The 18,627-nt window shown below is 54.1% G+C and carries 23 protein-coding genes and 1 other annotated feature; of the genes, 10 read left to right on the top strand and 13 right to left on the bottom strand.

The window, feature by feature from the left end; translation table 11 throughout:
• Positions 1-173 precede the first annotated feature (173 nt).
• Positions 174-668 carry an ATP-independent periplasmic protein-refolding chaperone Spy gene (spy, locus tag KTJ90_RS10940; protein WP_003848356.1) on the top strand — a complete coding sequence of 165 codons (495 nt, stop codon included), beginning with the start codon at positions 174-176 and terminating at the stop codon, positions 666-668.
• A 74-nt stretch (positions 669-742) separates the two neighbouring features.
• Here spy and cho read toward each other — a convergent pair whose 3' ends face one another.
• From cho to KTJ90_RS10915, 5 genes are all read right to left on the bottom strand, one after another.
• Positions 743-1,603 (bottom strand): excinuclease Cho, encoded by an 861-nt coding sequence (cho, locus tag KTJ90_RS10935; RefSeq protein WP_039660501.1) that lies wholly within the window; start codon positions 1,601-1,603, stop codon positions 743-745.
• Between the two features lie 66 nt (positions 1,604-1,669).
• On the bottom strand, positions 1,670-2,560 hold the full coding sequence (gene yddG / locus KTJ90_RS10930; RefSeq protein ID WP_499024536.1) for a drug/metabolite transporter permease: 891 nt from the start codon (positions 2,558-2,560) through the stop codon (positions 1,670-1,672).
• A gap of 60 nt (positions 2,561-2,620) precedes the next feature.
• Positions 2,621-3,445, bottom strand: coding sequence for an NAD(+) synthase (gene nadE, locus KTJ90_RS10925; protein WP_008926176.1), 825 nt, complete (start codon positions 3,443-3,445; stop codon positions 2,621-2,623).
• 133 nt (positions 3,446-3,578) lie between these two features.
• Positions 3,579-4,766 carry a multidrug effflux MFS transporter gene (locus KTJ90_RS10920; RefSeq protein ID WP_003848351.1) on the bottom strand — a complete coding sequence of 396 codons (1,188 nt, stop codon included), beginning with the start codon at positions 4,764-4,766 and terminating at the stop codon, positions 3,579-3,581.
• A gap of 75 nt (positions 4,767-4,841) precedes the next feature.
• On the bottom strand, positions 4,842-5,015 hold the full coding sequence (locus KTJ90_RS10915; RefSeq protein WP_008926177.1) for a hypothetical protein: 174 nt from the start codon (positions 5,013-5,015) through the stop codon (positions 4,842-4,844).
• A gap of 49 nt (positions 5,016-5,064) precedes the next feature.
• Between KTJ90_RS10915 and osmE the strand changes: the two genes are divergently transcribed.
• A complete protein-coding gene (gene osmE / locus KTJ90_RS10910) occupies positions 5,065-5,400 on the top strand; it encodes an osmotically-inducible lipoprotein OsmE (RefSeq protein ID WP_003848350.1) in 336 nt (111 codons plus the stop codon).
• 65 nt (positions 5,401-5,465) lie between these two features.
• Here the strand turns inward: osmE and KTJ90_RS10905 are convergent, their stop codons facing one another.
• From KTJ90_RS10905 to hxpB, 6 genes are all read right to left on the bottom strand, one after another.
• On the bottom strand, positions 5,466-5,873 hold the full coding sequence (locus KTJ90_RS10905; RefSeq protein ID WP_039660377.1) for a DUF6515 family protein: 408 nt from the start codon (positions 5,871-5,873) through the stop codon (positions 5,466-5,468).
• 188 nt (positions 5,874-6,061) lie between these two features.
• Positions 6,062-7,453, bottom strand: coding sequence for an L-cystine transporter (locus KTJ90_RS10900; RefSeq protein WP_003848346.1), 1,392 nt, complete (start codon positions 7,451-7,453; stop codon positions 6,062-6,064).
• Positions 7,454-7,604: 151 nt separating this feature from the next.
• Positions 7,605-8,195 (bottom strand): metal-dependent hydrolase, encoded by a 591-nt coding sequence (locus tag KTJ90_RS10895; protein WP_003848345.1) that lies wholly within the window; start codon positions 8,193-8,195, stop codon positions 7,605-7,607.
• A gap of 140 nt (positions 8,196-8,335) precedes the next feature.
• Positions 8,336-9,097, bottom strand: a complete 762-nt coding sequence (gene kduD, locus KTJ90_RS10890; RefSeq protein ID WP_003848343.1) for a 2-dehydro-3-deoxy-D-gluconate 5-dehydrogenase KduD — start codon at positions 9,095-9,097, stop codon at positions 8,336-8,338.
• A 16-nt stretch (positions 9,098-9,113) separates the two neighbouring features.
• On the bottom strand, positions 9,114-9,950 hold the full coding sequence (gene kduI, locus KTJ90_RS10885; protein ID WP_008926179.1) for a 5-dehydro-4-deoxy-D-glucuronate isomerase: 837 nt from the start codon (positions 9,948-9,950) through the stop codon (positions 9,114-9,116).
• Between the two features lie 174 nt (positions 9,951-10,124).
• Complete coding sequence (gene hxpB / locus KTJ90_RS10880; RefSeq protein ID WP_003848339.1) at positions 10,125-10,793, bottom strand: hexitol phosphatase HxpB; 669 nt, start codon at positions 10,791-10,793, stop codon at positions 10,125-10,127.
• A 145-nt stretch (positions 10,794-10,938) separates the two neighbouring features.
• On the opposite strand from hxpB, the gene KTJ90_RS10875 reads away from it, so the two are divergent.
• Positions 10,939-11,475: a YniB family protein gene (locus KTJ90_RS10875; RefSeq protein ID WP_003848337.1), complete on the top strand. Its 537-nt coding sequence runs from the start codon at positions 10,939-10,941 to the stop codon at positions 11,473-11,475.
• Between the two features lie 12 nt (positions 11,476-11,487).
• Here KTJ90_RS10875 and KTJ90_RS10870 read toward each other — a convergent pair whose 3' ends face one another.
• On the bottom strand, positions 11,488-12,381 hold the full coding sequence (locus tag KTJ90_RS10870; RefSeq protein WP_008926180.1) for a fructosamine kinase family protein: 894 nt from the start codon (positions 12,379-12,381) through the stop codon (positions 11,488-11,490).
• 78 nt (positions 12,382-12,459) lie between these two features.
• Positions 12,460-12,780, bottom strand: coding sequence for a type V toxin-antitoxin system endoribonuclease GhoS family antitoxin (ghoS, locus tag KTJ90_RS10865; RefSeq protein ID WP_499024532.1), 321 nt, complete (start codon positions 12,778-12,780; stop codon positions 12,460-12,462).
• 351 nt (positions 12,781-13,131) lie between these two features.
• Here ghoS and KTJ90_RS10860 point away from each other — a divergent pair, with 351 nt between their 5' ends.
• From KTJ90_RS10860 to pheS, 7 genes are all read left to right on the top strand, one after another.
• Positions 13,132-13,893, top strand: a complete 762-nt coding sequence (locus KTJ90_RS10860) for a DUF481 domain-containing protein (protein WP_003848331.1) — start codon at positions 13,132-13,134, stop codon at positions 13,891-13,893.
• Between the two features lie 246 nt (positions 13,894-14,139).
• Positions 14,140-16,068, top strand: a complete 1,929-nt coding sequence (thrS, locus tag KTJ90_RS10855; protein ID WP_078804353.1) for a threonine--tRNA ligase — start codon at positions 14,140-14,142, stop codon at positions 16,066-16,068.
• A 3-nt stretch (positions 16,069-16,071) separates the two neighbouring features.
• A complete protein-coding gene (infC, locus tag KTJ90_RS10850) occupies positions 16,072-16,623 on the top strand; it encodes a translation initiation factor IF-3 (RefSeq protein ID WP_033732471.1) in 552 nt (183 codons plus the stop codon).
• 99 nt (positions 16,624-16,722) lie between these two features.
• On the top strand, positions 16,723-16,920 hold the full coding sequence (rpmI, locus tag KTJ90_RS10845) for a 50S ribosomal protein L35 (protein WP_004157374.1): 198 nt from the start codon (positions 16,723-16,725) through the stop codon (positions 16,918-16,920).
• Positions 16,921-16,964: 44 nt separating this feature from the next.
• Complete coding sequence (rplT, locus tag KTJ90_RS10840; RefSeq protein WP_003853267.1) at positions 16,965-17,321, top strand: 50S ribosomal protein L20; 357 nt, start codon at positions 16,965-16,967, stop codon at positions 17,319-17,321.
• 117 nt (positions 17,322-17,438) lie between these two features.
• Positions 17,439-17,564: a sequence feature (Phe leader region), on the top strand.
• On the top strand, positions 17,444-17,488 hold the full coding sequence (gene pheM / locus KTJ90_RS10835) for a pheST operon leader peptide PheM (protein ID WP_106120997.1): 45 nt from the start codon (positions 17,444-17,446) through the stop codon (positions 17,486-17,488). It overlaps the preceding feature by 45 nt.
• A gap of 71 nt (positions 17,565-17,635) precedes the next feature.
• Entirely contained in the window at positions 17,636-18,619 is a 984-nt protein-coding gene (pheS, locus tag KTJ90_RS10830; RefSeq protein WP_003853264.1) for a phenylalanine--tRNA ligase subunit alpha, read from the top strand.
• Positions 18,620-18,627 lie beyond the last annotated feature (8 nt).

Raw genomic sequence — 18,627 nt, 5'->3', positions numbered from 1 at the left:
TTTCAATTCCTCACGCCTTTCTTCTTATTCTCTTCATGATTGCCCGTTTTTTATCTTTTATGCTTTCACGGCTTTACTCAGGCTCTGAGTAGTTGACGTTCAGCGTCGTATGCTTGTTTCCGAAGACGCGACAGAGTGCTGTCGTCATTATCATGAATTATAAGGACACTATTATGCGCAAACTGACTTCCCTTTTACTGGCTTCTTCGCTGGCGTTTGGTGCAGCCAGCGCCGTCCATGCAGCAGCAGATAACCTGACTCCACCGCCAGCGGGCAGCGAAAAGGCGATGCACAAACCGCCAATGCGCCACGGCATGGAGATGATGTTTAAAGGTCTGAACCTGACCGACGCGCAGAAAACCCAGATGCGCGACATCATGAAAGAGAGCCACAAAGAGATGAAACGTCCGTCACTGGACGAGCGTCGCGCGGCTCACAGCATTATTGCGTCTGACAGCTTTGACCAGAGCAAAGCCGAAGCGCAGGCAGAGAAGATGTCCGCCAACGCGAAAGAGCATGCGCTGAAGATGCTGGAAACTCAGAACAAGCTCTATAACGTGCTGACGCCGGAGCAGAAGAAACAGTACAACGCGAACTTTGAAAAGCGTCTGACTGAGAAAGCCCCGCACGACGGCAAAATGGCGCCCCCAGCAGAACCGGCTGAATAATATTCGTTAAGCGAACGGTCTGAGACCGCCGACGCTGTCCACTGAACGTGAGTGGGCAGCGTCGGCGGTTTTTTTTATAGCGGAAGAATAGGGTAGACACCCGACAGAATCGGGCGGCAGAGGATTTTATAGCCGTCGTGATCAAAACCGCCTTTGGGCCGCTGGAGTTTTCTGGCCTCATCCATGCTGCTCACCGAACCGAGATAGAACCAGTGATCGATAACATGGATCTGCGTCATCTCTTTGCCTTCCTCCACCAGACCTACGGCACCCTGCCACGGCCAGCAGAAAACCCGCACATTTTCCAGTGCCTCCAGCAGCCGATCCTGATGGTCGCTGACCGGCTCTTTACCGCAACAGGCTCCGGCGCAACGACGCAGAGCCGAGCGGAAGCAGCCGCGTCCCGCACTCAGCGCTTCCAGACCCAGCAGCCCATGACAGAGCTGATACTCATCCGCCAGTTGCTTGAGCCGTTCCAGCGCCGCAAAGCGGCTGCGATAAAGTCCAAACAGGTTGGGTGACTGACTGAAATCGAGATCTTTTGCGTAAACCACATTCGGTTTGCCGTCGGTAATCTGCAGCGAACAGAGCTGGCGATTTTTGCGCAGTCGCTTATTGAACAGCGGCTGCTGGGTTTTGATCATCTGCGCTTCCAGCAGCAGCGCACCGAGATCGCCTGCTGTGGGGATCCAGCTTACGCGCCGTGACTGGCGCAGCATTTTCGCCTCGTCCGGCGTGCGGAAATGGGACATCACTCGCGAACGCAGATTGACACTTTTACCGATATAAAGCGGCAGTGACTCACTTTCGCCATGAAAGGTGTAGACGCCAGGATGATTCGGCAGGCCTTCCAGCCATTCACGCAGGTGTTCGGGATATTGATAAATTGTATTCGCGTCGGGTTCGGGGCGAAGAATGGCAGCACGTCTGACCAAAATGGACTCCATTTACTGGTTGTCCATACAGCATAACAGGCAGGTGAAATGATCGCCAGCTGTCTGTTAAAGACGCCGTGTCGCCAGCCAGCAAATCAGCGAGCCCAGTGTAATCATCGCAACGCCCTGCCAGAAAGCCAGCGGCGGCGTCAGACCCAGCCACAGCGATCCCAGCAGAGCCGACAGCACTGGCGTGAAGTAGGACACGGTGGCCAGCAGCGTCAGATTGCCCTGCTGAATCCCATGATTCCAGGCGGAATAGGCGATAGCAGTGGAGAGGCCGACAAACAGCACCTCCATTATCGGTATCAGATCGAACGTTAACGGCACAGGACGATCGCTGAAGGCATATTTCAGCCACAGCGCCAGTGCGGTCAGTATAAAAAACAGCGTGACGCCGTTCGAGCCGCGGGCAAAACGGCGGGTAAGGTTGTTGTAGACCGCCCATGTCAGGGCGGCGATAAAGGCGAGTGCATAGGCGACAGGGTTGCGCAGTATATTCTGCCACAGTAGCGCGGGCGAACTGCTGCCACTGCCTTTCATCACCCAGACGATCCCCAGCAGCGACAGCAGCAGCCCTGGCCAGAGCCAGACACGGAAGCGCTGCTGATTAAACGGAATCGCCAGCACGATGGTCAGGCAGGGCCAGAGATAATTGATCATTCCCAGCTCCAGCGACTGGGTGCGATCGCTGGCCAGCCCGATAGCCAGCGCCAGGCAGATCTCGTAACCGACAAAGAGGGCACCGCCCAGCCACAGGTAGAGCGCGGGCAGTGCGCCAGGTCTGGGCAAACCGCGGGTCAGGCAAAGCAGGATCGCCGTGGTGGTGTAGATCAGCGCCGCGCCGCCAGTGGCACCGAAGGCTTCACTGACGCTGCGCAGCAGACCCACGGTGGTGCTCCAGAGCAAAATGGCGATAAGCCCGATGAGGGTAGCGCGCGAGACGGTGGGAGGCATGCAGCGTTCAACAAATTAAATGAGTGAAGCCTCCTTTGCCGGAGCAAAGGAGGCGCAGGATTACTTCCAGAAGTCGTCGAACACAGTGATCGGCGGACGACGTTTGTGCTCAGTTTTCAGATACCAGCCTTCGATAATACGGGCGTTGTCAGGATCGATGCTTTTGCCTTCCAGATAGTCATCAATCATCTCGTAGGTGACACCCAGCGCCACTTCATCCTGCAGGCCTGGACGATCATCTTCCAGATCGGCAGTCGGTTTCTTCAGATAAAGATGTTCCGGGCAGCCAAGATGCTTCAGCAGCTGTTTGCCCTGACGCTTATTCAGGCGGAAAAGGGGATTGATGTCAGTACCGCCATCGCCATATTTGGTGAAGAACCCGGTGACCGCTTCAGCGGCATGGTCGGTGCCGACCACCACCCCTTTGGTCATGCCGGCGATGCTGTATTGCGCCTTCATTCGCTCGCGCGCTTTTTCATTGCCGCGCACGAAATCAGACAACGTGATACCGGCATCTTTCAACGCGCGCTCACTGGCCAGCACGGACTCTTTGATGTTCACCGCCAGCGAACGGTCGGGCTGAATAAAGGCCAGCGCGTCCTGACAATCCTGCTCATCCGCCTGCACGCCATACGGCAGACGCACCGCAATAAAGGTGTAGTCGTTATCGCCGCTCTCCTGACGCAGCTCGCTGATCGCCGTTTGCGCCAGCTTGCCCGCAAGGGTTGAATCCTGACCGCCGCTAATCCCCAGCACCAGCGTTTTCAGTCCGCTGTGACGTTTCAGATAGGCTTTAAGAAAATCGACGCTGACACGCACTTCCTGGTCGGCGTCGATAACGGGCTTGACACCCAGTGCTTCAATAATTTCCTGCTGCAGTGACATGAACTTCTCCTCAGGTCAGTGGCCAGTCGGCTCGATGCGAACGTTTTAGTAAAGCTAACGTGCCGAAGCGAAAACAACAAGCTTAAGCGGCAACTGATTGCGGCTAAACGTTGCGAAATCAGTGAGTTTTTAATTACGACAGCGGTTTTTTCGCCAGCACGTTAAACATCAGAATCGCCATCATAAAGCAGCCAAAAATGGTGGCGCACATGCTCAGTACCGACGTGCCGCCAATGCCGGTGAGCGGCACGGTAATCGCACCCAGCGTGAACATGGTGACGCCAATGACTGCAGAGGCGCTGCCAGCACGGTGGCCCTGACTCTGCATCGCCAGTGACGAGGCAGTGGTAGCGATCACGCCGTTGCTGGCGATGGTAAAGAACAGCGCCAGCAGCAGCAGCGCTAACGGTGCGTGTAGTAGCGCGGCCAGCAGCAGCAGGCTAGAGGCGACAAAAGCCAGTGTCAGACCGCCTTTCAGCACCCGATATTCGCCCCACAACGGACAGAGGCGAGCGCTGGTCTGCGAAGCAATGATCAGGCCAAACCCGTTGGCCGCAAAGCAGAAGCTAAAGGCCTGGGGCGACAGGCCATAGAGTTGTTGCAGCACAAACGGCGAGGCACCGATATAGGCGAACATGCCGGACATCATAAAGCCCTGGGTCAGACAGAAGCCCATAAAGGGTCGATGGGTGACCACCTGACCGAGTGCCGCGTAGGCGGAGAAAATCGAGCCCTGGTTGCGGCGGGCTTCAGGCAGGGTTTCATGCAGCTTCCAGCGCGCCAGCAGGATCAGCAGAATGGCAATGCCGCCCAGTACCATGAAGATGCCGCGCCAGTCGACTATCGTCATCAGCACACCACCCAGTACCGGCGCGCCGACTGGAGCCAGACCGTTAACCAGCATCAGCAGCGCGAAGAAGCGCGTCAGCTCATGACCACTGTACATATCGCGTGCAATCGCCCGCGACAATACCGCGCCGCCCGCCCCCGCTAATCCTTCAAACAGCCGCGCCACCAGCAGTTGGTGGATGTCCTGCGCCAGCGCACAGCCGATTGAGGCGATAAACAGCAGTATCAGTGACAGGGTTAGCGGACGCAGGCGACCGAATTTGTCACTCATCGGGCCAAACAGCAGCTGCCCAAAGCCCAGGCCCAACAGACCGGCGGTCAGACTCAACTGCGCGGTCGCAGTTTCGGTGTGCAGATCCTGCGCCATTTGTGGCAGGGCTGGCAGATAAAGGTCGATACAGAGCGGGCCCAGTGCGGCCAGCAGGCCCAGTGTAATCGCATAAACCAGGCGGTCAGAGTGAGCAGGGGTCATTGTTCCTCGGGATAGTCAGCGATGGGTGAACAGAAGCGGGCATGACAAGCGAACAGCGTCCGAAGGGCGATAATCTCACCGCTCTGCGCGGATACCCATGAGGCAGAGGGTGTCTGAATCGGCGGGGCTATCCAAAACCTGTTTTGGCGGAAAGTATACGGCCGCATTGACAACAAAACAGCCTTCTTTACGAAATCCTGACATTTGATGCACCACTAATTGTTCCTCATAAACTTGATAAATCAGCATTTATGTTCCAGGCTTGTTTCCACATGGACAATAAATGAGGAACAACAAGATGAATAAAGTGATGGGATGTATCGCTGCGGCGCTGACACTGGCTGCACTGTCTGGTTGTACGACTTACGATCGTGCGGAAAGCTACGTGACTAAGCCAGTGGTAAAGGATGTTAAAAAGGGTATGACACGTGATCAGGTTCGTCAGATCGCGGGTGCACCTTCTACTGAAATCACCATGGTCCACGCGCGCGGCACCTGCCAGACTTATGTTCTGGGTCAGCGCGATGGTAAAGCACAGACTTATTTCGTGAGCTACAACGACACGGGCCGTGTGATGAACTACGGCTTCCAGAGCTGTGCGGAATATGATACCGACCCGCAGGTTCAGCAGTAAGTTTTCGTCTCTCTGAATAGTTAACGGCCCGTCATTTGACGGGCCGTTTTTCGTTGTGGCGCTGACTACAATCCTGCCGGGCGCGGCACCTCAACATAATCACCGTCTATCTGCCGCTGGTAGAAATGACCTGCCTGCACATAGAAGCGTTTGCCGTTAAAGTCGAGTACCCGCATCTCACTGCTGACCCGCGACTCTGCTGGCGGCTCTACCACCACATATTCATCGCCGTGGCGCTGATAGTAACTGCCATTGAGCAGGTAGTAGGTCAGTCCGCCGATCAGCACCGCCGTTGCGGCTTCAGGCAGAAAGCGAATCGGTCCAGGTCCGCCCCAGTGATGCCCTGGACCGACCCAGTGTGGATCCGGTCCGCCATGTCGACCCCATCCCGGGCCCCAGTCGCCAGGATGGGCGAAAGCCAGAGCGGGTGTCAGAAGCGTCAGCGTCAGAAGCGAGGCGATTATCTTTTTCATCAGGTGTTCTCCTCATAAGACTGGATGAAGAATTCGCCTTTTACCGGGCAAAGACAAGCACTAAAGCGCGGATTTTTCGCCTGTTTACCATGCTTAACGCTTTCTTAACGGCGTCGCCATCTATGGGGGAGATTATGGAGAAGAGAGACGGAAAAAACCTGGCGCGGGCGCGCCAGGTTTAAGGCAGATTAACGGTGCGCCAGCTCGGCGTTGTCGTCACTTTCCAGTACGCGCTTATCGGTCATGCCTAACCAGCGGCTGGTCAGGGAACCTGCGGTCATCGAACCGTTGACGTTCAGCGCTGTACGGCCCATATCAATCAGCGGCTCAATGGAGATCAGCAGCGCCACCAGGGTCACCGGCAGGCCCATCGCAGGCAGGACAATCAGTGCAGCAAACGTTGCACCTCCACCAACACCGGCCACACCGGCTGAGCTCAGCGTGACTATCCCAACCAGCGTGGCAATCCACAGTGGATCAAACGGGTTAATCCCGACGGTTGGCGCAACCATCACGGCCAGCATGGTCGGATAAAGACCGGCACAGCCATTCTGGCCGATTGTGGCACCAAAGGATGCCGCGAAGCTGGCAATCGACTCCGGCACGCCAAGACGACGGGTCTGGGTTTCAACGCTCAACGGAATGCTGGCTGCGCTGGAACGGCTGGTGAAGGCGAAGGTGATAACCGGCCACACTTTACGGAAGAAGCGCATTGGGTTGATACCATTAACCGACAGCAGCAGGGCGTGGACACCAAACATGATGGCCAGACCGAGGTATGAGGCGACCACAAAGCTGCCCAGTTTGATGATGTCCTGCAGGTTTGAACCGGCAACCACTTTAGTCATCAGCGCCAGCACACCATACGGCGTCAGCTTCATCACTAAACGCACCAGCTTCATCACCCACGACTGCAGCGTATCGATCGCCACCAGCACGCGCTGACCTTTCACTTCATCATCTTTAAGCAACTGCAGTGCAGCCACACCCAGGAACGCGGCAAAGATCACGACGCTGATGATTGAGGTCGGACTGGCGCCCGTCAGATCGGCAAACGGGTTTTTCGGGATAAAGGAGAGCACCAGCTGTGGCACGGTCAGGTCAGCCACTTTGCCGACATAGTTGCTCTGGATCGCACTGAGACGCGCGGTCTCCTGCACGCCCTGTACCAGACCTTCTGCGCTCAGACCAAACAGGCCGGTGACGAAGACGCCGACCAGTGCTGAGATGGCGGTGGTAAACAGCAGAACGCCGATGGTCAGCACGCTGATTTTTCCCAGCGAAGAGGCGTTATGCAGACGAGCGACCGCACTCAGAATGGAAACGAACACCAGCGGCATGACGACCATCTGCAGCAACTGGACATAGCCATTACCGACGATGTTAAACCAGCTAATCGACTCTTTAACCACTGCGCTGTTTTCGCCGTAGATCAACTGCAACACCAGGCCGAACAGTACGCCGATCACCAGACCGGTCAGCACTTTTTTCGACAGGCTCCAGTTATGACGGCTGAAGCGGGAGAGCAATACCAGCAGCACCACAAAGGCCACGATATTAAGCGTAAGAGGAAGGTCCATGCTGAAACTCCAGAGTAATGCGGCCTTCCGTCATGGGAAGGCCGCATAATGTTAATCACGAATTAAGACAGCAGGAATGGTAACAGCAGGTGCAGAGGGTGCCTTATATCCAAATGGCATGGTTTATAACCAAATGGCGTTTTGCGCGTTTTTATTGCGCAGTATGACTGGAAATTAATCGCCCGACGCCATTTTGTAGCGTATCGAACAGCTGAGATGGCCAGCCGTTTGCACCAAAAGATGGCATCCCTACCGGGAACCACAGCGCATAGCCTACCAGTCCCAGACACAATGCCCGCTCCAGCTGATTGCCCTTCTGGCTGCGCAGAATCGGCAGGCGGAAGCGCCAGCGGCAGGGCCACAGCAGCGGAACCCCGGCGGGCGTCAGCATATCGGCCACTATATGGCTCAGGTAGCCGAGCGTCAGACCCTGCAGCACATCCGGTGGAATCGGTGACGACTGAGGCAGGTTAATCTGAAAAAGCCATAAACCGGCGGCAATCGCCAGCAGACTGTGGGTAAATCCCCGATGGCCGAACGCCCGTGCAATAGGATGAGAGAGCCAGCTGAGTCGCTGTCCCAGCAGAGATTTAGGATGATCGATGTCGGGCAGCAGACAGGTCAGCAGGGCTGAGGGAACAAGATGCCACCAGTCGGCCTGTGCCAGCACGGGTGTCAGCTCAGCACGCTTGGCAAAAATAGCGCTGGCAATGGCAAAAATGATGTGGCCTTCGCCCGTCATGATAGAACCTGGTTACAAAGAAAACTGTCGATGCATCCAGTATAGGGATTTATCCAGTAAATGAGAACATGTGACGCTGTAACGAAGCGTGAATTTTATTAATAAAATGGACAGTGCCAGGACACTGCCCGTTGGGGAAATTAACGCGCCAGCCAGCCGCCATCGACGGCCAGGGTGTAGCCGTTGACATAATCAGACGCAGCAGAAGCCATGAAGACTATCGGGCCCATCATGTCATCAGGCACGCCCCAGCGTCCGGCCGGTATCCGGCCCAGGATCTCTTCGCTGCGGGACGCGTCATTTCTCAACTGCTCGGTATTGTTGGTCGCCATGTAGCCAGGTGCGATGGCATTGACGTTAATGCCATGCTTTGCCCACTCGTTTGCCATGAGACGGGTCAGGCCCATCACGGCACTTTTCGAGGCGGTATAAGAGGGCACCCGAATTCCGCCCTGGAAGGAGAGCATGGACGCGATATTGATAATCTTGCCGCCGTGTCCCTGTGCGATAAATTGACGGGCAACCTGCTGAGACAGGAAAAACAGGCTCTTGCTATTGATATTCATCACGTCATCCCAGTCCTGCTCGCTGAAGTCCAGGGCGTCTTCCCGGCGAATAATACCGGCATTATTGACCAGAATGTCAATTTTACCTGCAGCGGCCAGCGCCTGCTCAACCACAGAGGCTACTACGCTGGTCTGCAACAGATCGGCCTGCACCGGCCAGAAGCGGCGACCCAGCGCCTCCACCTTGCTTTGGGTGTCATCCGGGCCGTTACGGTTAACGCCGACAATATCGCAGCCCGCCTGTGCCAGACCCAGCGCCATGCCCTGACCTAAACCGGTGTTGCAGCCGGTTACCATTGCCACTTTACCTTCCAGGCTAAACGTATTCAGTACCATAGTATTTCTCCTCTGCTTAGCGCAGTTCACTGATTTTGACGTGATCCATGTCATCAAAGACCTGATTCTCACCCACCATGCCCCAGATAAAGGTGTAACGCTGGGTACCGACACCGGCGTGAATTGACCAGCTGGGTGAGATCACCGCCTGCTCGTTATGTACCAGCAGATGACGGGTCTGCTGCGGTTGCCCCATCATGTGGAAGACGGCGCTCTCTTCGCTCATATCGAAGTAGAAATAGACTTCCATGCGACGTTCGTGGGTGTGGCAGGGCATGGTGTTCCACAGGCTGCCTTCATCCAGTTTGGTCAAGCCCATGGTGAGCTGACAGGTGGGCAGCACATCCGGCACGATGAATTTATGAATGGTTCGGCGGTTCGAGGTCGCGGCATCGCCCAGCGTGGCGGTAGCCGCCTCCTGCAGCGTGATTTTCCTGTCCGGGAAGGTGCTGTGTGCGGGTGCACTGTTGAAATAGAATTTGGCGGGCTGAGACGGATTCAGACTGCGGAACAGCAGGTTGCGGGCACCTTTGCCGATGTAAAGCGCCTCTTCGTGACCGATTTCCCACGCTTTACCGTCCACTTCCACACGCCCCGGTCCGCCAATATTGATCATGCCCAGCTCGCGGCGCTCGAGGAAATAGCTGACGCCCAGCTGTTTTCCCATTTCATCACCCATCGTCACGGGCGCGTTTACCGGCATGACGCCGCCAATGATGATGCGGTCGATGTGGCTGTAAGTCAGGGCGTAGTCATCGGCAGTGAAAATCGTTTCAATCAGGAACTCACGGCGCAACGCATCGGTGTCGAGTTGTTTAGCGTGATCGCTGTGAATGCTTTGACGAATGTCCATCTCAGGCCTCTCTGCAGGTCAGGTTTTTATGCCCCGAATGGGGACGCTTCGGGCATCTTAGGCAGAGTGGTACTGGAATTCAATAAAAATGAAACGTTGTTTTATTTTATTGCGAGTGAGATCAAGTGAGAAGATTGCCAGGCAAAAAAAAGCCCGCATCAGGCGGGCGGTTCTTCATCCCTGCAGATGCTGCAGGCTGAGCTGTGTCAGAGCATCCAGCCGGACATCCGCCAGCGCCCAGCGAGGGTCGTCACGGTGTTCAGCGGCGGGTACCACAATTGACCGCATACGCGCCGCTTTGGTGGCGATCATGCCGTTAAAGGAATCTTCCAGCGTGACACAGTTAAGCGGATCGATTGCCAGGCTGTCGGCTGCGTTGAGATAGACCTGCGGATGAGGCTTACTGTAGGGCAGGGCTTCTGCGGAAGAGAGCACATCGAAATAGTGGCGCAGATTGAACATCTCCAGCACCTGCTCAAGCATCCTGAGCGGTGAGGCTGAGGCAAGGCCGATTTTCAGTCCCTGTTCGCGGCACAGTTGCAGCGCCGTTTCCACGCCTGGCAGCAGGGGCCGCGTCTGATCCACCAGCGTCATCGCACGGGCAATAATACGGTCAGTAACCTCCTGCTGCGAAGGACCCTGCCAGGGCAGTGTTTCGTACCACATCCGTACAGTCTGATCGATGCGCAGACCCAGAGTGTCGGGCATTTCACTGCGACGTGACAGGTCAACATCCAGCGTTGAAAAGATATCCAGCTCAGCCTGATCCCACAGCGGCTCAGAATCGATCAGTAAACCATCCATATCAAACAGGGCGGCGAGGACAGGGCGGTGATACGGCATCAGAGTTCTCCTTATAAAGTCGGCTTTACCTTAACATCATTCTCTGCGGGCGCACTCTCTGCCCCATCGACCACGCTTTATTTGGGAAATTTCACCGTTGGCAGGTAGACTGACGGCAAATTGGATTCCAGGTTCAGGAGATATCATGACCTATCAACAGGCTGGCCGTATCGCCATCCTTAAGCGCGTGGCGGGCTGGGTGCTCTTTTTAGTGGCGCTGATGTCGACCATTATTTCTGTGCTGAGCTTTATGTTTAAGCACAGCGAAAAGCAGCCCGGCATTGATGCCGTTATGCTTGATTTCGTTCATGTCATTGTCGATATGCTGCGCTTCAATACGCCGTTCCTGAACGTTTTCTGGCATAACTCGCCGGTACCCGAATTTAACGGTCAGATGAACCTGGGCTTCTGGCTGATCTACATTCTGATTTTTGTCGGGCTGGCGCTGGAGTCGTCAGGCGCGCGGATGGGACGTCAGGCGCGTCACGTTAAAGAGGGCATTGAGGACCAGATGATTCTGGAACAGGCAAAGGGCCCGGAAGGGCGCACCCGTCAGCAACTGGAAGAGAAGGTGCGCGTCCCCCGCCACACCATCTTCCTGCAGATTTTCCCGCTTTATGTGCTGCCAGTGGTGATTGCGATAGCCGGTTATTTTGCACTGTCGCTGCTGGGTTTTATCTGACGGTAAACCTCGTCAGGCCGGCCTGGCCTGACTGTTGCCGAGTGCATCTTCATCCAGCAACTCGCCAATAGCGAACTGTGCATCGCCAGGCCAGTGCCCGCCAAACACGTTAGCCCGGTTCAGCAGATAGTAAAGCTGATAAACGGGCAGGCGCTGTGAAAACCCATCGGGTAACGGCCACACCGATTGATAACCGTCGTAAATCTGGCGAGGCAGGTCGGGGTACCAGCTTAGCATCGCTAAATCACATTCGCGGTCACCCCAGTAGCAGGCGGGATCGAACAGCCAGGGGCCCTGGTCGCTGCTGGCGCAGTTAGCGGGCCAGAGATCGCCATGCAACAGCGACGGTTGCGGATGATGGGACGCGAGCACCCGCTGCACGGAGGCGATAATCAACTCCGTATCGCCGTACTGAATGCCTTTTTCCGCCGCCAGCTGCAATTGCCAGCCAATGCGCTGTTCGGCAAAAAACACCGACCAGCGCCGCAGCCAGCTGTTAGGTTGTGGCGTGGTGGTAATATTATTGTCGAAATCCAGTCCGAACTGGGTCTGCTCGCTCCACTGGTGCAGGCGAGCCAGTTGCTGTCCCAACTGAAACGCGCTCTGTTCATCCAGCGGCTGTGGCCGGATATATTCCAGCAGCAGAAAGCTCTCCTCACGGTGATGACCCACACCATAGACTTTAGGCACCCGAACTGTGCCGGTGCGCGCCAGCAAGGCCAGCTGATCGGCTTCCCAGGTAAAAAGCGAAAGCATATCGCGGCTGTTACTTTTGACAAAGACGTCATGTTCACCGTAGCGGATATGCCAGGCAGGATGGATATCACCACCCGCAAGGGCGTGACGTTGAGTGATTTCGGCGTTGCCTAACTGCTCGCTTAACAGACGACTAATGGCTGACCACATTGGGCTATCCTCGTTATTCGCTGCGTAAGAACGATTGTATTGCCTAAATATTCACCAAAACGCGCACGATTGCACCTCTTATTCTGGCGCGGAGGTGGCGGGGCGAGAATCCGCCGTGTTGCGCAGATACTCTTCAACGGTCATGACAGTCACTACAGGTTTCTGACCCAACGCGCTTTCACCGGCCGCCGTAACCTGTTGTCGCAGATCTTCAGCCTCCAGTGAACTGACAATGCCATAGCTGTTCGTTCCCAGCTCATGGGGGTGACCGTCGTTGTCAGTCAGCGTGGTGGTAAAACCGGCGGCGGTCATTGCGCTGGTCAGTTCCAGGATGTCACTCAATCCCGACTCCTGATAATGAAAGGTCACAATGTAGCGGGTTAAATCATTGCTGCTCATGCGGTACCTCCAGGGGAAAAGAAACTGAACTGAGCGTAGACCATGGCGAAAAATCAGGCGAATTATGAAGGAGATGCCGGGTATCGGACGTGACGCACAGCGTAAATCTGTGTAAGGAGCCAGGAGGATGATGAAAAATTCTTCTGCCGTTACGTCTGGCTTTTCATTTGTGCAGCACTATAATGCGCGACGTTAATAAGATGAGTCCCAATTAACAGGGGTTGTCAGGGCAATTCCAGGCATTTTGTGTAAGTTAATAATTTTTTACAAAACTTACCGTAAATTGCATTGAATGCCTGGCAAAACGCTTCAGACTCTCCGTTTTTTAAACAGTCGCACGGATCACATTTAATGAAAGCCTATAACAAGCTGTCTGCTGTTCTTTTGCTCTCCGCCGGAGCTTTTTGTCACCAGGCACTGGCCGATAACGCCGTATTTACATCAATGGATGACCCTTCTACCGCTAAAAAGCCATTTGAAGGTTCTGCTGCTGCGGGATACCTGGCGCAAACCGGTAACACGACCAGCTCATCCACAACGGCCCAGACCAATATGACCTGGTATCAGTCATCTATGGCATACAGCTTGTGGGGTAACGCAGCTAATACCTCTTCAAATGATGAGCGCTCTTCTGAGACCTACAACATTGGTGGTCGTTCACGTTACAACCTTAACTCGTATGACTACCTGTTTGGACAGGCGAGCTGGTTAAGCGATCGTTTCAACGGTTACGATTCACGCGACGTCCTGACTGCCGGTTACGGTCGTCAGATTCTGAATGGCCCGGTACACTCGCTGCGTGCGGAATTCGGTCCGGGCGTACGTTATGATGATTACCACGCCGGTGGCCATGAGACCAAGGCGCTGGGCTATGGCGCAGTCAGCTATCAGTGGCAGCTGACCGATACCACTAAATTCATTCAGGGTGTCTCCGTGCTGAGTACCTTCGGAGAAGACACCACGGTGAACTCCGAAACCGGTCTGCAGGTAGCGATCAACAGCCATTTCGCGCTGAAACTGGCTTACAACGTGAGCTGGAACAACCATCCGGCTGAATCTGCGCCGGATCGTACGGATACCAAAACCTCAATCATGCTCTCTTACGCCATGTAAGCGCATTTTTGCCTGGGTGTATCCGGCGGCCTGACAGTGTGTCAGGCCGCTTTTTTTTGTCCTCTCCATGGCTTAGGGAAAAGGGGATGGGTTTTTCTCAACGGGGAAAACTGCTATTATCTGCCCCGCACTAAAATCCTGGCGACATTCCGACAATGTGGGTCTGATATCACGCCAGGTCACTCATTCTACATTACATTGCATGTAGGCTTTCGTGTGGCTTACCACTGCAAATAAGGATATGAAATGCCTGTAATTACGCTTCCTGATGGCAGCCAGCGTGTCTTTGACCGCCCCGTCAGTGTGATGGATATTGCGCTGGACATCGGTCCGGGTCTGGCAAAAGCCTGCATCGCTGGCCGCGTTAACGGTGAACTGGTTGATGCTGTCGATCCCATTACCGAAGATGCTGCTGTTGCGATTATTACCGCTAAAGATGAAGCGGGCCTGGAAATCATCCGTCACTCCTGTGCGCACCTGTTAGGGCATGCGATTAAACAGCTGTGGCCGGATACCAAAATGGCGATCGGTCCGGTCATTGATAACGGCTTCTATTATGATGTCGACATCGATCGTACCCTGACTCAGGAAGATATCGACCTGCTGGAAAAACGCATGCATCAGTTGGCTGAAACCAACTACGATGTGGTGAAGAAAAAGGTCAGCTGGCAGGAAGCACGTGACGTCTTTGCGGCGCGTGGCGAAATTTACAAGACCACCATACTTGATGAAAACATCAGCCATGACGATAAACCTGGCCTGTATCATCACGAAGAATATGTCGACATGTGCCGCGGTCCGCACGTGCCGAACATGCGGTTCTGCCATCATTTTAAACTGCAGAAGATCTCCGGTGCCTACTGGCGCGGCGACAGCAGCAACAAAATGCTGCAGCGTATTTATGGCACCGCATGGGCAGACAAAAAGCAGCTGGCAGCCTATCTGCAGCGTCTGGAAGAGGCGGCGAAGCGTGACCATCGTAAGATTGGTAAGCAGCTGGATCTCTACCATATGCAGGAAGAAGCACCAGGCATGGTCTTCTGGCATAATGACGGCTGGACCATCTTCCGCGAACTGGAAGTGTTTGTCCGCAGCAAATTAAAAGAGTACCAGTACCAGGAAGTTAAAGGTCCCTTCATGATGGACCGCGTCCTGTGGGAAAAAACCGGGCACTGGGAAAACTACAAAGAAGCGATGTTCACGACCTCGTCTGAGAACCGTGAATATTGCATCAAACCGATGAACTGTCCTGGGCATGTTCAGATCTTCAATCAGGGTCTGAAATCTTACCGTGACCTGCCATTGCGTATGGCGGAGTTCGGTAGCTGTCACCGTAATGAACCATCAGGTGCGCTGCACGGTCTGATGCGTGTACGTGGCTTTACCCAGGATGACGCGCACGTCTTCTGTACTGAAGAGCAGGTACGTGACGAAGTAAACAGCTGTATCCGCATGGTTTATGACATGTACAGCACCTTCGGCTTTGAAAAGATCGTGGTGAAGTTATCCACCCGTCCTGAGAAGCGCATCGGTACAGATGAAATGTGGGATCGTGCCGAGGAAGACCTGGCTGCCGCGCTGAACGAAAACAATATTGAGTTTGAATTCCAGCCTGGCGAAGGTGCGTTCTACGGTCCTAAAATTGAGTTCACGTTGTATGATTGCCTTGATCGCGCCTGGCAGTGCGGCACAGTTCAGCTAGACTTCTCCCTGCCAAAACGCCTTGAAGCAACGTATGTGGGTGAAAACAATGATCGTCAGACGCCAGTGATGATTCACCGTGCGATTCTGGGATCAATGGAGCGTTTCATCGGTATTCTTACCGAAGAATTTGCCGGTTTCTTCCCAACCTGGCTGGCACCGCTGCAAGTCGTGGTAATGAATATTACCGATGGACAAGCGGAATATGTTGAGTCTTTGACGCGTAAGCTGCAGAATGCTGGCATTCGTGTGAAAGCAGACTTGAGAAATGAGAAGATAGGCTTTAAAATCCGCGAGCACACATTACGTCGCGTCCCTTATATGTTGGTCTGCGGTGATAAAGAGGTGGAAGCTGGCAAAGTTGCCGTTCGCACCCGCCGTGGTAAAGACCTTGGGTCGATGGATGTCGATGTGTTTGTTGCGAAATTGCAACAAGAGGTTCGCAGCCGAAATCTTCAACAATTGGAGGAATAAAGTATTAAAGGCGGAAAACGAGTACTACCTACGCGTCCGAACAAGATTAACAGTGAAATTCGCGCAACTGAAGTGCGCTTAACAGGCATGGATGGCGAGCCGATTGGCATTGTCACATTACGCGAAGCTTTGGAAAAAGCTGAGGAAGCGGGCGGCGACTTAGTCGAAATCAGCCCGAATGCCGAACCGCCGGTCTGCCGTATTATGGATTACGGCAAGTTCCTCTATGAAAAAAGCAAATCTTCTAAGGAACAGAAGAAGAAGCAGAAAGTTATTCAGGTTAAGGAAATCAAATTCCGTCCTGGAACCGATGATGGCGACTATCAGGTCAAACTACGCAACCTGATTCGCTTTCTGGAAGATGGCGATAAAGCCAAAATCACGCTGCGTTTCCGCGGTCGTGAGATGGCGCACCAGCAGATCGGTATGGAAGTGCTTAACCGCGTCCGTAAAGACCTGTGTGAAGATCTGGATTTGGCCATTGTCGAATCCTTCCCTTCGAAGATCGAAGGCCGCCAGATGATCATGGTGCTCGCTCCTAAGAAGAAACAGTAGGCTTTCAAGTAGCAGTAATCGCGCAGCGCTTGCGTTGTGCGATTGTCTGTTCGCCTGTCTGGGTCATGTTATTAACAATGCGAAGTGGATATTTTTAAAATGCCAAAGATTAAAACTGTACGTGGCGCGGCTAAGCGCTTCAAGAAGACCGCTTCTGGCGGCTTCAAGCGTAAACACGCAAACCTGCGTCATATTCTGACTAAAAAATCTACTAAGCGTAAACGTCACCTGCGTCCGAAAGGCATGGTGTCTAAAGGCGATCTGGGTCTGGTTATTGCCTGCCTGCCGTACGCATAAGTAAATTTTTTTCTTTAATTCAGAATATTAAACAGGAGAGCTAAATGGCTCGTGTAAAACGTGGTGTAGTTGCTCGCGCACGTCACAAAAAAATCTTAAAACAAGCTAAAGGCTATTACGGTGCACGTTCACGTGTTTACCGTGTTGCTTTCCAGGCTGTTATCAAAGCTGGTCAGTATGCTTATCGTGACCGTCGTCAGCGTAAGCGTCAGTTCCGTCAGCTGTGGATCGCGCGTATTAACGCAGCGGCACGTCAGAACGGCATGTCATACAGCCGTTTCATCAATGGTCTGAAGAAAGCAGCCATTGAGATTGACCGTAAGATCCTGGCCGACATCGCTGTATTCGACAAAGTGGCATTCTCTGCACTGGTCGAAAAAGCGAAATCAGCCCTGGCGTAAGTCAGATGGAAAAGGGAGCTTGCTCCCTTTTTTATTGCCTGTAACTTACGCAAATGATTGACATTTTAGTCGCTGAGCATTTCAATAGTACCCCTGTATAGCATCACAAGGTAACCGCAAGCATGAATGCTGCTATTTTCCGTTTCTTTTTTTACTTTAGCGCCTGACATTCGGGGGCTTTTGCGCATAAGAGAAGAAACGAAAAATCGCGCTGAAAGCCTCCCTCGTGGAGGCTTTTTTGTTTCTGGCGCTAGCATATTGGACCGGCAGGTCCCAACGAGAACTGACCAGCCTGACTGGAAAAAGAGGAAATTATGTCCCAACTCGCAGAACTGGTGGCCAGCGCCACGGCGGCCATCGACGGGGCGACGGATATCGCCGCCCTTGACGCGGTGCGCGTCGAATACCTGGGTAAGAAAGGACATCTGACACTGCAGATGACCACATTACGCGAGCTGCCAGCCGAAGAGCGTCCTGCAGCGGGCGCTGTTATCAACGAAGCGAAACAGCAGGTCACCGAGCGTCTCAATGCACGCAAAGATGCGCTGGAATCCGCAGTGCTGAACGCCCGTCTTGCGGAAGAGACCATTGATGTTTCTCTGCCGGGCCGTCGTATTGAGAATGGCGGTCTGCATCCTGTGACCCGCACCATGGATCGCATTGAGACTTTCTTCGGTGAGTTAGGCTTTGCTGTCGTGACCGGACCAGAAATTGAAGATGATTATCATAACTTCGATGCGCTGAATATTCCTGCCCATCATCCGGCGCGTGCCGATCATGATACCTTCTGGTTCGACGCTACCCGCCTGCTGCGCACTCAGACCTCTGGCGTGCAGATCCGTACTATGCAGGCTCAGCAGCCGCCAATCCGCATTATTGCACCAGGCCGCGTCTACCGTAACGATTACGACCAGACGCATACGCCGATGTTCCATCAGATGGAAGGGCTGATTGTTGATAAAAACATCAGCTTTACCAATCTGAAAGGGACGCTGCACGATTTCCTGAATAACTTCTTCGAAGAAGATTTGCAGATCCGTTTCCGTCCTTCTTACTTCCCGTTTACTGAGCCGTCCGCAGAAGTGGACGTGATGGGTAAAAACGGTAAATGGCTCGAAGTGCTGGGTTGCGGCATGGTACATCCAAATGTGCTGCGTAATGTCGGCATCGATCCGGAAGTCTATTCCGGCTTCGCCTTTGGTATGGGCATGGAGCGTCTGACCATGTTGCGCTACGGCGTGACCGATCTGCGTGCTTTCTTCGAAAATGATTTACGTTTCCTCAAACAATTTAAGTAAGGGCAGGA

This window comes from Pantoea jilinensis (assembly GCF_019104105.1).
Classification (GTDB): Bacteria; Pseudomonadota; Gammaproteobacteria; order Enterobacterales; family Enterobacteriaceae; genus Pantoea; species Pantoea eucalypti.
This window is presented reverse-complemented; position numbering and strand designations above follow the sequence as displayed.

What these genes read in the sequence shown, in the direction of transcription:
- KTJ90_RS10900 (WP_003848346.1), bottom strand. Translation starts at nt 7,453, where the DNA reads ATGGACCTTCCTCTTACGCTTAATATCGTGGCCTTTGTGGTGCTGCTG.
- spy (WP_003848356.1), top strand. Translation starts at nt 174, where the DNA reads ATGCGCAAACTGACTTCCCTTTTACTGGCTTCTTCGCTGGCGTTTGGT.
- yddG (WP_499024536.1), bottom strand. Translation starts at nt 2,560, where the DNA reads ATGCCTCCCACCGTCTCGCGCGCTACCCTCATCGGGCTTATCGCCATT.
- thrS (WP_078804353.1), top strand. Translation starts at nt 14,140, where the DNA reads ATGCCTGTAATTACGCTTCCTGATGGCAGCCAGCGTGTCTTTGACCGC.
- KTJ90_RS10905 (WP_039660377.1), bottom strand. Translation starts at nt 5,873, where the DNA reads ATGAAAAAGATAATCGCCTCGCTTCTGACGCTGACGCTTCTGACACCC.
- kduD (WP_003848343.1), bottom strand. Translation starts at nt 9,097, where the DNA reads ATGGTACTGAATACGTTTAGCCTGGAAGGTAAAGTGGCAATGGTAACC.
- KTJ90_RS10895 (WP_003848345.1), bottom strand. Translation starts at nt 8,195, where the DNA reads ATGACGGGCGAAGGCCACATCATTTTTGCCATTGCCAGCGCTATTTTT.
- KTJ90_RS10920 (WP_003848351.1), bottom strand. Translation starts at nt 4,766, where the DNA reads ATGACCCCTGCTCACTCTGACCGCCTGGTTTATGCGATTACACTGGGC.
- rpmI (WP_004157374.1), top strand. Translation starts at nt 16,723, where the DNA reads ATGCCAAAGATTAAAACTGTACGTGGCGCGGCTAAGCGCTTCAAGAAG.
- pheS (WP_003853264.1), top strand. Translation starts at nt 17,636, where the DNA reads ATGTCCCAACTCGCAGAACTGGTGGCCAGCGCCACGGCGGCCATCGAC.
- KTJ90_RS10860 (WP_003848331.1), top strand. Translation starts at nt 13,132, where the DNA reads ATGAAAGCCTATAACAAGCTGTCTGCTGTTCTTTTGCTCTCCGCCGGA.
- KTJ90_RS10875 (WP_003848337.1), top strand. Translation starts at nt 10,939, where the DNA reads ATGACCTATCAACAGGCTGGCCGTATCGCCATCCTTAAGCGCGTGGCG.
- hxpB (WP_003848339.1), bottom strand. Translation starts at nt 10,793, where the DNA reads ATGCCGTATCACCGCCCTGTCCTCGCCGCCCTGTTTGATATGGATGGT.
- rplT (WP_003853267.1), top strand. Translation starts at nt 16,965, where the DNA reads ATGGCTCGTGTAAAACGTGGTGTAGTTGCTCGCGCACGTCACAAAAAA.
- ghoS (WP_499024532.1), bottom strand. Translation starts at nt 12,780, where the DNA reads ATGAGCAGCAATGATTTAACCCGCTACATTGTGACCTTTCATTATCAG.
- kduI (WP_008926179.1), bottom strand. Translation starts at nt 9,950, where the DNA reads ATGGACATTCGTCAAAGCATTCACAGCGATCACGCTAAACAACTCGAC.
- osmE (WP_003848350.1), top strand. Translation starts at nt 5,065, where the DNA reads ATGAATAAAGTGATGGGATGTATCGCTGCGGCGCTGACACTGGCTGCA.
- KTJ90_RS10915 (WP_008926177.1), bottom strand. Translation starts at nt 5,015, where the DNA reads ATGCTGATTTATCAAGTTTATGAGGAACAATTAGTGGTGCATCAAATG.
- nadE (WP_008926176.1), bottom strand. Translation starts at nt 3,445, where the DNA reads ATGTCACTGCAGCAGGAAATTATTGAAGCACTGGGTGTCAAGCCCGTT.
- KTJ90_RS10870 (WP_008926180.1), bottom strand. Translation starts at nt 12,381, where the DNA reads ATGTGGTCAGCCATTAGTCGTCTGTTAAGCGAGCAGTTAGGCAACGCC.